Below are 13,487 nucleotides of genomic sequence, written 5' to 3'. Positions count from 1 at the left end.
TTATTCCTAAGAATCCGCAGTGTGATCTCCACTCTACAAAAACAAGCTCGCCCAATTTTCGACTCTCTTTTCCGTGCATTTCGGGGGCAATTTATTTTCAACTAACTGATACCTAAGTAGTTACTTCCGCTCTATATGCATCATTCAGTTCATTAGACGCACTTGAGAACACTTGAGGCCAAAAACCGCCGTAGCAAAGAAAGCTGCGGTGGACGCCAATGAGACAAACCTAGCCTGAGGCTAGGTCATCCAGTCAATGAACATTGTTGCAAACCCTAGCCCCACTAACGAACTCAATACCCTTTATTCGACCAAAATCGTTCATTCTGAAAATCTAATGAATGCCAGATGCTCTATTTCAAGTAAATGATCACGATTTCACCAATAAATTACCGGGTAGCGCCAACTCAGTTCATTAAATCTCCAAAGTAGCCATTTTCCGCTCTATAAGCATCATACAGTTCATTAGATGCACTTGAGAACACTTCAGACCAAAAACCGCCGTAGCAAAAAAAACTGCGGTGGACGTCAAAATATAGGGGTAAGCTTTTTGACATAGTACGCATTATCCCAAAAAAGCCTACCGCTTCCGCGTAGGCTTCTGGGAAAACCCTCGTCATTTAATTGGACTGCTGATCGGACTGCTGATCGGATGACTCCAGTTCCTGTTTCAATTCGTCGGATTTTTGCTGAGCTTGCTTGACTTGTCCTTGCAGCTCTTCAATCTGTTGCTCCGTCTCAGAAAGAGCTGCCTGTGTAGCTTGCGAATGGAGTTGTTGCGCTGCCTGAAGCGTTTGTTCCGCCGCTTGCTCTGCTTTCAGCGCAACCTCTTTGATTTGATCCATCGTTTGTTGCGGCTGTTCCGCATTTTCTTGCTCCTGTTGTGGCATTGAAATACCCCCAGTTGAATTTTCTTCACTCGATTAATTTTGGTTTATCAGCCTGATTTTATACTTATTGCTATATGTTTCTTTCAGGCACTGTTGCTTACCCAAATATCCGATAAATCGCTGAAAGAAATAACAAACGCTACTCCCCTATGTATTTAGGAGCATCTTCATAAACGAGCCTGTAGTTTGGTGATTTTATCATAGCTCAGGAAATCCGTCGGAAGTCATCCTTCTTCTACCAATTTGCCTTGGCCACTGCTATACTTACATCATGAAGAAGCTTGTGAGGTGATGACATCCATGAATATTATTAAAGTAAAAGATCGTCTGGAACTTGAGAAAAGAATCCCTTCCATGCCTTGGTATATTGAGAAATTTATTAATTATAAACTGCCAGATCTATCCCCATCATCCTTATTGGAATATGTTAGGGACTATGAAATTTTCCTGTCTTGGCTCTTGGCCGAAGGTTTGAGTTCAGCCTCTTCCATGAATCAAGTTCCCTTGGAGGACTTGGAGAAATTACATATGGATAGCGTAGACAACTTTCGGATGTTCCTGGCTACTCGCAGAGTTCAGGCGAATGTGAAAACGACCATTAATCGCAAGCTCTCCGCCTTAAGATCGTTATTTCATTATTTAAGTCAGATTGCTGAAGATGAGGACTTCTACCCGCTTCTAAAGCGAAATGTCATGGCCAAGGTTGAAATCAAACGATCTCATAGGCCTAAGGACAGCGCGGCTAAGCTAGAAGGCAAGCTGCTGCAAGAAGAAGAAATCGTCGAGTTTATCGATTATGTCAAACATGGCTACGAGCATGATGTAGCTAGCAATAAACAAGCGCTATACTCTTATGAACTGAATAAAATCCGAGATGCCTGCATCATTACACTCATTTTGAATTCAGGACTCCGTGTTTCGGAAGTTTTTAATTTGAACGTGGACGATTTTGATCTTAAAAACAAATTGACCTACGTCTATCGAAAAGGAAAGAACGACGATACGTTCAAAACGCCCGTCTATTTTCGCAATGAAGCCATCCAAGCTTTAACGGACTATATGGCTATTCGACAAACGCAGTACAAACCGCTAAAAAAAGAAAAAGCCCTCTTCCTTGCCATCGCAAATGGCAAAAAAGAAGGAGAACGCATGACGAAACGCGCCATACAAGAACTGGTGATCAAATATGCCAAACGTTTTGGCAAGCCGTTCTTGTCCGTGCATAAACTGCGGCATTCTTTCGCCACAGACTATTATTTACAGAACGACTTGTACAAAACACAAGAACAGCTTGGGCACGCTTCACCAGAAACAACACAAATCTATGCGCATCTGACAGACAGAACGATGTCCGAAGCGATTGACCGAAGAGCGGAATCCTGAAGATTACTTCAGGATTTCTTCGATTTTAGCTAACTCTTCCGGATCGAACGCAAGATTCTTCAATGCTGCGACGTTTTCCTCGATTTGAGAAACACGGCTTGCACCGATTAAAGCTGAAGTGACGCGCTCACCGCGCAGAACCCAAGCAAGAGCCATCTGTGCTAAGCTTTGGCCGCGGCTGCTGGCCAGCTCATTCAATTGTGTAATTTGCGTCAACTTCTCTTCCGTAATATCTTTGGAGTTCAGGAATTGGCTTTTCCCGCCCGCGCGTGAATCGCTTGGCACGCCACTCACATACTTGTTCGTCAATAAGCCTTGAGCCAGCGGACAGAAAGCAATGCTGCCTGTACCGAACTCATCCAGCACGTCTTGCAGCCCATTCTCGATCCAACGATTCAACATGCTGTAAGATGGTTGGTGAATTAACAGCGGCGTACCCAGACCTTTCAGAATCGTTGCTGCTTCTTTCGTTTGTTCAGCTGTGTAATTCGATAGGCCGACGTAAAGAGCCTTGCCTTGACGAACGATTTGATCCAATGCGCCCATCGTTTCCTCGAATGGTGTATTCGGATCTGGTCTGTGGGAATAGAAAATATCAACATACTCCAGACCCATGCGCTTCAAGCTTTGGTCCAAGCTGGAGATCAAGTTTTTCTTGGAGCCCCACTCTCCGTACGGCCCTTCCCACATGTGATAACCGGCTTTGGTTGAGATGATCAATTCATCCCGATAGGCGCCCAAATCACTTTTCAATACTTTACCGAATAGTTCCTCTGCCGATCCTGGAGGGGGACCGTAGTTATTTGCCAAATCAAAGTGTGTGATTCCTAAGTCAAAAGAGCGAAGCAGCATTGCCTTGCCGTTCTCTTGAACATCCAAGCCGCCAAAATTGTGCCATAGGCCTAAGGAGATAGCCGGAAGTTTAAGTCCCGATTTCCCCGAACGATTATATTTCATTTCTGCATAACGTGTTGAGCTAGCTTGATAGACCATGTTTGTCCTCCTCAGAGTTTTCGTAGATCGCTTACTTCGTAAGCATCTCCGAATTTGTTCAGAAACTTACTTCATAAGGTTCTTATGTCCTAGTATAGGCTAACGAGCTCAACAAAAAAAGAACTGAAAAAAACGTGTCTTACTTACCTTTAGGTTAGTCCCCCCTACTTGGGCTGCAAAGAACGAACTAGTTCAGAGCCATTTTCCTGCAGCCATTTCGTTTTGCCAAACGTATTTTGAATGATATCGATCAGCACGCCTTGCGCATCTACCCCATCCACATATCTGCCTAGAAAATGGATAAAAACATCTAATCTTCGCAACTCTATCAGCAGCGGCAGCAACCGGATCTCTTCCTCTTCCAGTTGGATAAACGATTGATATCCTTCATAGAAAGCCGCGCAATTGCGTTTTAACTCCAAACCGGGCAGGCTTGGGTCAATCAAATCAGACAAACAGACCGCTAATTCCATAACGCGCACATCAAGGGTCACAAACTCAAAATCAAGGACGGCAGCAATCTTCCCTTCCTCGTCAACTAACATATTGGAACCGTTAATGTCACCATGAACAAGCTGATGCGGCAATTGACGAAGTGCGGGAATCGCTTGATAGAAAGCTGCAAATCGTTCATATATATAGGAAAGCTCTTTATTTTGCGGTACAAATATATCCGGCGGCTGCAGGCAGAACGTCCGAACGGCTTCCGGTGAACAACGGGGATGAATATGCTCGATTTCATAGTAAGGAGGGTAGACCGGAGCCAGCTCAACAGAAATCGCAGCAAGCGCTGAGGATAATTGTCCGACAGCTTTTCCGAAATTGACTAGTTGCTGTGGATGTGCCCATGTCGGATTGTAACCATCCGTATAGGTAAATAAAGCAGCCAATTTCCCTGTACCCTCATCTAATTGAACAATTGTTCCCCCTTCCGGCAGTTCGATAGGAACCGGCAATCGATAAGAAAGTTGACTTTTGCGATCTGCTAACGCCAACAAAATGCGATGTTCATACCTAATTTTATCCATGTCCCTATGCGTCTCATACAATCTAAGGACATAAGAAATATCATCAACGTCTACAAAACGAGTTGTATTATTCATACCGCCTTCGCCTGTGCGCATCGTCCACACTTGACCTGGGAACCAATGGGCAGGCAGTGCAGCCAACTGCTCCTCTTTTTCTTTGGAACTCATAATAATAGATGTCAACTCCTTCTATACCTGATTGTCATCTTCAACCGCGAATTCAAAATCTGCTACATCGAAGGCTTGAACGGGAATCTCCGCTTGAATGATTCTCTCAATGAAATCTAGTTGATCAGTTAGCAGCGCTCCCTGCTCCTTAATTGAAGTAAGAATTAATTCCGTTTCGATGGGGTCAAATTGTTCGCCATAAGCTTCGTTATCAATGGCAAACACAACGAGTAAAGTCACATTTTCATTGATAGGAAGCGGCGGGCTTTTTCTCCATGGCATCGAAAGCGCTTTTTCTATCTTTTTCTTGTTAAAAGCTTCTTCAAAGAATGCAATCAGTTCGCCAATCATTTGTTTGACAAATCCATCGTCTTCTTCCTCCAGCATAATGGGTTCGCTTCCGGACTGCAGCTCATACAGCTCCTGAATACTGGTATACGGGATTATATAAGTAACGGGCTGTCCGGGCAGCATCAATTGTCCGTGAACAGCTAACATAACAGCCTCTATAATAAACGTTTTGCTCATATATAGCATGCTCCCCTCTCTCTAAGGTAGTCCTTGCATTATTTCGATATAAGCTGGATAAATCCTTTTTTTATGCAAACAAAACCGTTAGTCGCAGGATCCTATTGATCACTTCGTACTAACGGTTCGTCTTTCTTATAAAATGCCATCGATGACCTCACGATCCTCTAATTGCGGCTGATAAGGCTTTTTTGAAAATCGATTCGCATAGGCAGAAGCTACGTAACAATCTGGTTTAATTACAGGTACCATTCCGACGGATTCAACACGCCGTACCATTTCTTGGACAAATTTGGCTGTCCGGTTCTTATTCTCATCATCCCCGGCATCAATATGAATAAACATATCGAAGGATGCCCCTTGGTAGAGGTGAGGAAGCACAATATCTTCCATATCTTGTCTCTTCGTCTCGTCGAAGTACATGGCAATCTCTTCACTAAGCGCCGTTTCCATAGAAAGCTTCTCTCTAATTGAATGCAAGGCTCTGTGAACGATGACTTGCCGATAACACGCCCACGCTCCTTTTCCTAACCGCTGAATGACAACACCGGTAATGAATTTCGTATGACCCGAATGAACTTGACAATCCGTTCCGATAATGAACTTGTAAACAGCTGCGGGATCAAGTCGTATAAAGTGTAGAATACGTTCGTGTACCGTATCAAGGTCAAGTCCTCTTTCCGTCGTGTTCCGAAACTCCATGGGATGGCTTGCCGTCGAAGGTTTCAAAGATAGGGTTCTTCCTTTCTCCTTAGATTGAAGAAGAGGCGAATACTGAAGCCAGCATTCGCCTCTATCTATAGTATATGGCAAAGTTCCCTAGATCGAACCATCTGTTATCGAATAACACTGCCGCCGAACAAAAAGCGATTCTCCCATTGCTTGCCATCGATCGTATCCACACGAACGCCGCCGGATTCAATCGAATACGTATGAAGCAGACTTCCATTGCCTAAGTAAATCCCAACATGCGTAATTGGTTCTGTTAGCGGGTTTACATCTTGATAATCAGAAGCTTTGCTTCCTTTGTAACTACTGAAAAACATCAGATCGCCACGTTTCAATCTTGTCCAATCTTTGCTTACAGCTCCGAGGGATTTAACGAATTCACCCTGATCTCGGGACTCACCCGGAACAGAGAATCTAAGCGCATCCCAGAACATCGTTTGGATGAAATCGGAACAATCAAAAGTGGAAGTATCTCCACGAACAGATCCAAATTCATACGGCGTCCCTAAGTAAACATTGCCTGCTGCGATCACAGCTTCAATCTCATCCGCCAGGGGTAAATTAGGTATGTTAACTGAAAAATCAGTGCTTATGTATTTACTGCTGGTGCTTACATATCCGCTTACGCCACTGCCGTCTTGAATCTTGTACCAACTGTCATTCACTTTATCCGTAACCAGAACCTCTTCCCCTTTGCTGAGCATGCGAATGACCTTCGAACTGCTGTCTGATGTCGGTTGACTGCGAAAGTTAACGCCATAAATGATTTTCGCATTACTGATCACTTTTATGTACTTGCTATTCGTTGAAACATATCCGCTTACGCCCTGAGCATCTTTAATTTTGTACCAATTGACAGTAACATAATCAGTCAAGGTAACAATTTCATTCGTTTTCAACATGCGAATTACATTGCTGGAAGTACTCGCTTGATCACGGAAACTCACACCTGAAACAATTTGCGCCTTCGTCGTGACCCCTTCATCTGCCATCGTTGCAGCAGGAAATGCAAAAGCAAGCGCCATCACGAACATCCCCAAAACCATCGTCCATTTTCTCATCGTCTCTACCTCCAAAGAATGTGTTTGTCTAGCTGTGAGTTAGCTTTGTAAAGCCGATCAGACGATATGGGTAATTAGATCCGCTTTTCGCAACTTTCGACACCGAAAGATAGCAAAAAGGATAACCCAATAGCCTCATCTGGGTTATCCTTTCCTGGTAGGAAGGTCCCATCGCATTCGGGAGCTGGCTAGCACTGTGCCGCAACACGAGAGCCCCTATAGCTTTGCGTCCCAAGCTTTCGCTCGGTTTGCCACTTCGCTGTGATGTGATTTTTTTCTTTCGTAGCCTAATTATAAATTGCGGGGGTGAATATCGAATATAGGCGCAAAGTTGCGTTTATTGTCGAAACCAAAGAGGCTTGCTGCCTATTGACTAACCGCCTTAATTTTCCAGTTTACGAACCTCCGGTTTTCGTGTATGCGGCCAAAAAACGAGCAAATTCGGATCATTTTTCAGCTTCACATTACAGAGTTTCATCTCCCCTTCTTCGATCTCTACCACTTGCCATTCATGCGATGCTTGCTCCAAACGCTCATCTACAAAGGACGCAAATTGCTCAACTGCTTCATCTTGTTCGAGCCAAAATTTGACGCCATAATAAGCTAATCCATAATGATTTACTAATTGGCAAGTGAACAGTTGTTCACTTGCTTTGTGCTGCAAGACGTAGGGCATTCCTTTCAACCTCCGATAAAAAGGCACGTTCACCACTCGGGTGAATGTGCCTTCCTGTTATAGTAGGAACTTATAAATAGGCATTCTCATGCTTGGCTTTCAACCGGTTCCAACGACGCTCTACTTCCGTTTCGAAAGATTTCAAAGAACCCTCGTACTCCGGCTTCGTCATATGCTTCGTTTTGCCCATCGTCTTGAGCCAATCGGATAATGGAATCTTCTTGCTCTTGTCCTCCGGATTATAGGTGATCGTCGTAACGCCATGCTCCACCTCATAGAGCGGAAAGAAGCACGAATCAACGGCCGCTCCAACGATATTGGAGCCTTCCTGATCGTCAGATAACCAGTTCAGCGGACAGGCGATCAGGATTTTACCATAGACCAGCCCCTCATGCTGCGCATACCACTGGGCCTTGGCAGCTTTTTTCACCAGATCCTGCGGATAAGCTTCCGATCCCGTAAAGACATAAGGAATATGTGTGGCAGCCATAATTTGCGCGGTATCCTTATGATGAAATACTTTACCGCCTTGGTTTTTCCCAACGTTGGAGGTCGAAGTCCGGTGACCCATTGGTGTCGAATAAGATAATTGGGCTCCTGTATTCATGTAGCCTTCGTTATCGTACTCGAGAATGATCATTTTATGATTCCGCAGCGCAGCTCCTATAGCTGGTCCCATCCCAATGTCCATACCGCCATCGCCGGTAATCATGACGAACGTGAAATCATCCTGCAAGCCAAGATGATCCAGTTCACCTCGACGCTTACGCTCCCAGAACATCTCTACAACGCCTGAGAGCGTTGCTGCGCCGTTCTGGAAAAGATTATGGATATACGTAGCTTTATGAGCCGAATACGGGTAGCCAGTCGTTACAACCATGGCACAGCCCGTATGGAAAATCGAAACAATATCGCCTTCAATGCCTTTGAAGAACAGCTCTAAACCAGAGAAAATGCCACAGCCCGGACAAGCGCCATGACCCGGCGCAATTCGCTTGGGCTTCTTCGTCAGCGCGCGCAGAGGCGGAATTCTTACATTCAGCTTACCTGTAGCTTCATCCGGTGTTACGGTTATGAGGCCTGTATTCAGGTCCTCATACTTCATCGGTGTCAGCACCCGCTTAGGCGCTTTGGACGGATCACCAGGCGTGTGCCCATAGTAATCGAAGGGCACATCCACTTTGCCGCTTTTTACAGCGTCAATGGCAAACTGGAACAGATTATGCCCATCCTCGGCATAAAAGTCCTTGCCACCTAAGCCGTAGATTCGGCTTATGACAAACGTGTCCTTATTCCCATGCGTGAACAAGGCCGCCTTAATTTCATTGACCATATTGCCGCCATGGCCGCCGTAAGAATCTGCGCGATCGCCAACCGTGATCGCCTTCACATGCTGCAAAGCTTCTGCGATCTGCTTGGCAGGGAAAGGACGGATCATGTTCGGCGCGATGGATCCGGCTTTAATGCCCTTCTCGCGGAGCTGGTCGACGACGTCTTTGATGATTTCGGATGCCGAATTCATCAGGAACACCGCGACTTCCGCGTCCTCCATCCGATAGAGCTCCAGAATCGGATAGTCACGGCCCGTCAAATCGGCATATTCTTGCCGAATGCGATCGTAAACCTCACCGGCATTGTACATAGCCATGGATTGTTGATAACAATTATTGATATAATCCGGTTCATTCATGTAAGGTCCAACCGTAATCGGATTATTACGATCTAACGTATCCGGAAAGCCTTGCGGCTGCTCGCCAATAAAGGCATGCACATCTTCTCGATGCGCGAACGTTTGTACTCTTCGCTTCTGATGCGATGTGAAATAGCCATCGGAGGCAACCAATACGGGTAAACGCACGGCTGGATCTTCGGCTAGCCGCAAAGCGATGATATTCATATCATACACAGCCTGCGGGTCACGACACATAACAATTGGCCAACCTGTATTCAAAGCGTAATACAAATCGGAGTGATCGCCATGAATATTGAGCGGACCCGATACGGAGCGGCAGACCAGATTCATAACCATCGGAAACCGTGTTCCGGATTGAACCGGCATCTGTTCCAGCATGTACAAATAACCGTTAGCACTGGTCGCGTTGAAGACACGGCCGCCAGCGGTTGAAGCACCATAGCATATGCCTGCAGAACCATGTTCCCCGTCTGCGGGGATGAGAACGATATCATGCTGCCCATTGGACTTCATGAGATCGAGGAATTGCGCGACTTCTGTAGATGGGGAAATAGGAAAATACCCCATGATATGATAATTGATTTGATGAGCTGCATAGGCTGCCATCTCGTTGCCTGACTCGTAGACAATGCGCTGCTCCACTTTGGCTTGCCCTAATTCCTTCTTGATATCAATGGACATGCGAGTAGTTCCACCCTTCTCCCATAAATACTCTCTAAGAGTTTATAGCTAGATTGAAACGATGCGGCATTCGATGACTATCGGCATATCCATCTTCTTCCCGCTCACTAGCGAGCGCATCCGTCGGACAAGCCTGTACACATTTAAGGCAGCCTTTGCAGTATTGATAATCAATGCCTTGCAAGAACATCTGTGGACGACCTTTCTTGTCAGGGAGCTCATCCCATACGAAGCAGAAGTCCGGACACACATTATCGCAAGAAGCACAGTGAATACATTTATCTTCATGAAAATGGGGCATCATCCCCGCGCGTGAAATACTGAGATCCTTCAGAACACTATTGCCAGGATTCGTAATTACCCCGCCAATGGACTGTGTTTCATACCCCAAAACAGGCGTATCAAACCGCACAAAATCAGGCATTGTCTCCCCGGCTGGAAGCGCATACGTTTGGAACACGACTTCATTGTATCCCCGGTCAAATGTTCGCAAGGCAGGCGCTACGGCAAGCGGATATTTCTTCTCCAAAGACTTGCGGATAACTCCTCGCATCACCTCCGGATCAAGAAAATCGCATAACCGGAACAACGCGCCAAGCATCGCCATGTTAACGCGATTCTTTTCCTCCAGTGAAATACCAATCGCGTCAATAACCGCAATGGTACCGCCACGGAGCTTCATTTTTTCCTTGAGTTCATCTGGCGTTTTCGTTGAATTTACTAGCACGGTACTATCTTCGTAGATGCCACTGATAACGTTTACAGTTTTGGAAAGCGACTCGTGAAATACACCAACAACGTGCGGTCGTTCTACGGGCGAAGTATCCCGTATTCTCGTCTCCATGTCACAGAACCTGATATGTGCCTTCACTGCTGACCCTTTCTTCTCTGAACCATAAGAAGAGAAGCTAACCCCGTTCAAACCCACTCCGACAACACCTGCTTCAGCTAGCATCTTTCCCGCTAGATTTGCGCCAAGTCCGCCAATGGATTCCAGTCTAATCTCGAAAAAGCCGAGATCGTTCAATTTAGGTAAAGTTACCATGCAAGGTCTCCTTTCGAAAATGAACAGCATAAAGAATGAATAGTATGAATAGTAAATCTACTTTCATTGTAACAAGAAATCTCTGGTTATCAACCTTTTTTTGTCCTTGTCCTCAAAGCAAATAATCAATAATAAGCCCACAGCTGCCTAAATAATAACTGGATGTTCCCTTACTCTCCTCACTGGCTGGATCGTCCTTGATGGCGTCTTCACAATCCTCACATACGTTTACATAATCTTCGTCAAGCGGATTAAAGACAACACCGCAAACCTGTGAGCACGCCTTCATCCTCATCTCTCCTCGTTTTCAAACCCAATGAATTTGTAAACGTTTGCACTCTAATTCTTATTCATTATACAGCCGCATGCAGCCATAACGCTATAAGTCTTTATCAAATCTTTAGCAATAAAAATGTACCATTTCTATTGATAAGGTCCAATTTTATGAGATAATGTAGAAATAATACAGATTCTGTCGTAATCTTTGGAAAAGACGGAATTACTTTGCTCCATTCAGTCGTTTCTTATGAACTTCATGGCATTTTCTACCTCATTACTGCGATCTTAATCCATCTGGTTCTTGCACCAATATTCATCTACAAAGATCAACAGCAGCATTGATTACTTTTTTACTCTTTTATGTGAAGAAACACGAAATCCACTGACATCTACCCGCGGCTTCATTCAACTTTTGGACCAGGCTTTCAAGAACAGTTAGAAATCAAATAAGAAATTGCAGCCGTTCTTCGCTTCATCACACGAATCCAAAAAATTAAGGCAATGTCTGATGAATCTGATCAAAAATGTCATTGAATCTATGCCTGACGGGGGTACATAAACTCCTATAGCCTTCCTTTAACAAGTCTGTTGATCTGTGTTATTCTGATAAGACAAGCGATCATCAACACAAGTGAAGGAGGGTTTTTGCTATGAATAATTCAGATTTCATCCAGATTAAATCACTGGAAGGCGACTTGAAAATGTCGCACAAGAAGCGCGATCTCGGATTAACCGTCTCAACGAAAGAGTTGATACTTCACAAACCCCACATTAACTATTATTTCAAATTGGAACACATCGTGAGCATTGTTCCTTATGATAGCTCGGCGCTCAAATCAATCACATTTATTAATAAAAGCTCCGGTAATCAAGAGGCTGTGCATATGGCTACCGGTTCAGAGCACTACCGCATTTATGTACAAGCAGCAACGATTCACAACCGAAGTGGTTTATTCGAATTGGGACCTACCGATGTCATTATTCCTATCCATCCCACCGTGCTGAACACGATAGCAGAATGTCTACAACAGAATGGACTTACTATAGTCTAACCTACCGCAACAGCAAAAAAGCAACGGTGAAAGAGATCTGTACTCTCTCACCATTGCTTTTTTTATAAGTTCTCTTTTTCCTTCAAATAAACAAGTAAACGTTCACAGCTCACTTCAACCATCTCATAAACTTCTTGAAAGTTTCCCGTATAATAAGGATCAGGCACATCTTTGATGACCCGATCAGGAGCGAAATCCAGCAATTTATGAATGGAAGCTCGCTGCTCGCCTTCTACATGTTCAGGAGCAAACGAGGCCAGGTTGTGCACATTACTCTCATCCATTGCAATGATATATGTATACGCAATAAAATCTGCGGGCTTGACTTGCCTTGCTCTGAGGCCTTCATGCTCAATCTGGTATTGATCCAGTATATCTCTCGTCCCTTGGTGCGGCGGATGACCAATATGCCAGTCCCCCGTTCCAGCCGAGTCCATCGTAATCTTCGAATCGAGCTTCGCCTTCGTCACTTGGTGACGAAAAATAGCTTCAGCCATAGGTGACCGACATATATTTCCTAAACAAACGAATAAGACCTGAATCATACTTCACCAAATATGAGCATTTTCTCACGAAGGGTCAGAGATCTGGCAGGAATATCAAGCACGATTCTTCCTTCGGAAAGCCCCCAAATGCGCGTAGCATATCGCTCTGCCAGCTCAACCTGATGCAGCGTTGCAATTACACTCATATTGCGATCTTTGCATAAAGATTTTAAATCCTGAATGATATACTCCGTGGATTTGGGATCCAAGCCGGATACAGGCTCATCAGCGACCAGCACCTTGGGCCCGAGAATCAATGCTTTGGCAATCGCAACACGCTGCTGCTCACCTCCGCTTAATTGACCCACCTTCTTGTCACCTTTATCCAGCAGACCCACCTTCTCCAGGTAGTCCATGCCAACTACATGTTCATCCCGTGACGTCATCCCTGTGAGAATCCGCAAAGGCGCTTTGTAGACCTTGCCCATCATGACATTCTTGATTGCGCTCTTATTCCGGTTTAAAGATGGCTTTTCCTCAAGATAAGCGAAATCTTTGCCTAATTTAAATCGTTCTAGAGGGCCAGGCTTGGAAATATCATTGGATTTATAAATTAATTGTCCGCTTGTCCACTTTTCTTGATGACTTATACAGCGCAGTAAGGTTGTTTTCCCACTCCCGCTGCTTCCGATGACCGCAATAAATTCGCCTTCATCCACTTGAAAGCTGACCTGTGAAAGGACCTGAATATCTGGTGGATATACTTTACTTAAATTACGGACTGTAAGCATGACCA

The 13,487-nt window shown here is 44.8% G+C and carries 14 protein-coding genes and 1 riboswitch; of the genes, 2 read left to right on the top strand and 12 right to left on the bottom strand.

Annotation, left to right across the window (positions count from 1 at the left end):
- Positions 1-620: 620 nt before the first annotated feature.
- Positions 621-890 carry a hypothetical protein gene (locus IEY34_RS16440; RefSeq protein WP_189013058.1) on the bottom strand — a complete coding sequence of 90 codons (270 nt, stop codon included), beginning with the start codon at positions 888-890 and terminating at the stop codon, positions 621-623.
- Between the two features lie 300 nt (positions 891-1,190).
- Here IEY34_RS16440 and xerS point away from each other — a divergent pair, with 300 nt between their 5' ends.
- Positions 1,191-2,273, top strand: coding sequence for a tyrosine recombinase XerS (gene xerS / locus IEY34_RS16435; protein ID WP_189013056.1), 1,083 nt, complete (start codon positions 1,191-1,193; stop codon positions 2,271-2,273).
- A gap of 3 nt (positions 2,274-2,276) precedes the next feature.
- Here the strand turns inward: xerS and mgrA are convergent, their stop codons facing one another.
- From mgrA to IEY34_RS16390, 9 genes are all read right to left on the bottom strand, one after another.
- The gene (gene mgrA / locus IEY34_RS16430) at positions 2,277-3,266 is read right to left on the bottom strand and encodes an L-glyceraldehyde 3-phosphate reductase (RefSeq protein ID WP_189013047.1); all 990 of its coding nucleotides are present in this window, start codon (positions 3,264-3,266) and stop codon (positions 2,277-2,279) included.
- Positions 3,267-3,430: 164 nt separating this feature from the next.
- Complete coding sequence (locus IEY34_RS16425; RefSeq protein ID WP_189013045.1) at positions 3,431-4,462, bottom strand: phosphotransferase; 1,032 nt, start codon at positions 4,460-4,462, stop codon at positions 3,431-3,433.
- Positions 4,463-4,483: 21 nt separating this feature from the next.
- On the bottom strand, positions 4,484-4,990 hold the full coding sequence (locus IEY34_RS16420) for an ADP-heptose synthase (protein WP_189013043.1): 507 nt from the start codon (positions 4,988-4,990) through the stop codon (positions 4,484-4,486).
- 135 nt (positions 4,991-5,125) lie between these two features.
- Positions 5,126-5,719: a ribonuclease H-like YkuK family protein gene (locus tag IEY34_RS16415; RefSeq protein WP_229757680.1), complete on the bottom strand. Its 594-nt coding sequence runs from the start codon at positions 5,717-5,719 to the stop codon at positions 5,126-5,128.
- 107 nt (positions 5,720-5,826) lie between these two features.
- Positions 5,827-6,780: a C40 family peptidase gene (locus tag IEY34_RS16410; protein ID WP_189013041.1), complete on the bottom strand. Its 954-nt coding sequence runs from the start codon at positions 6,778-6,780 to the stop codon at positions 5,827-5,829.
- Positions 6,781-6,956: 176 nt separating this feature from the next.
- A riboswitch (cyclic di-GMP riboswitch) is annotated at positions 6,957-7,043 on the bottom strand.
- A 119-nt stretch (positions 7,044-7,162) separates the two neighbouring features.
- Positions 7,163-7,456: a hypothetical protein gene (locus tag IEY34_RS16405; RefSeq protein ID WP_189013039.1), complete on the bottom strand. Its 294-nt coding sequence runs from the start codon at positions 7,454-7,456 to the stop codon at positions 7,163-7,165.
- A gap of 70 nt (positions 7,457-7,526) precedes the next feature.
- Positions 7,527-9,830 carry a thiamine pyrophosphate-dependent enzyme gene (locus IEY34_RS16400; RefSeq protein ID WP_189013037.1) on the bottom strand — a complete coding sequence of 768 codons (2,304 nt, stop codon included), beginning with the start codon at positions 9,828-9,830 and terminating at the stop codon, positions 7,527-7,529.
- 34 nt (positions 9,831-9,864) lie between these two features.
- Positions 9,865-10,875 carry a 2-oxoacid:acceptor oxidoreductase family protein gene (locus IEY34_RS16395; RefSeq protein ID WP_189013035.1) on the bottom strand — a complete coding sequence of 337 codons (1,011 nt, stop codon included), beginning with the start codon at positions 10,873-10,875 and terminating at the stop codon, positions 9,865-9,867.
- A gap of 112 nt (positions 10,876-10,987) precedes the next feature.
- On the bottom strand, positions 10,988-11,164 hold the full coding sequence (locus IEY34_RS16390) for a hypothetical protein (protein ID WP_189013033.1): 177 nt from the start codon (positions 11,162-11,164) through the stop codon (positions 10,988-10,990).
- A gap of 640 nt (positions 11,165-11,804) precedes the next feature.
- On the opposite strand from IEY34_RS16390, the gene IEY34_RS16385 reads away from it, so the two are divergent.
- Entirely contained in the window at positions 11,805-12,206 is a 402-nt protein-coding gene (locus IEY34_RS16385; RefSeq protein ID WP_189013031.1) for a hypothetical protein, read from the top strand.
- A 62-nt stretch (positions 12,207-12,268) separates the two neighbouring features.
- Here the strand turns inward: IEY34_RS16385 and IEY34_RS16380 are convergent, their stop codons facing one another.
- Together IEY34_RS16380 and IEY34_RS16375 are read right to left on the bottom strand one after the other, a co-directional pair.
- Positions 12,269-12,751 (bottom strand): low molecular weight protein-tyrosine-phosphatase, encoded by a 483-nt coding sequence (locus tag IEY34_RS16380; RefSeq protein ID WP_189013029.1) that lies wholly within the window; start codon positions 12,749-12,751, stop codon positions 12,269-12,271.
- The gene (locus IEY34_RS16375; RefSeq protein ID WP_189013027.1) at positions 12,748-13,482 is read right to left on the bottom strand and encodes a phosphonate ABC transporter ATP-binding protein; all 735 of its coding nucleotides are present in this window, start codon (positions 13,480-13,482) and stop codon (positions 12,748-12,750) included. Before IEY34_RS16375 ends, IEY34_RS16380 begins: the two co-directional genes overlap by 4 nt.
- Positions 13,483-13,487: the final 5 nt, after the last annotated feature.

Origin of the sequence: Paenibacillus marchantiophytorum (assembly GCF_014640555.1) — a bacterium.
Lineage (GTDB): Bacteria > Bacillota > Bacilli > Paenibacillales > NBRC-103111 > Paenibacillus_E > Paenibacillus_E marchantiophytorum.
The sequence above is the reverse complement of the archived record's forward strand: the minus strand, read 5'-3'. Positions and strand labels throughout refer to the sequence as shown.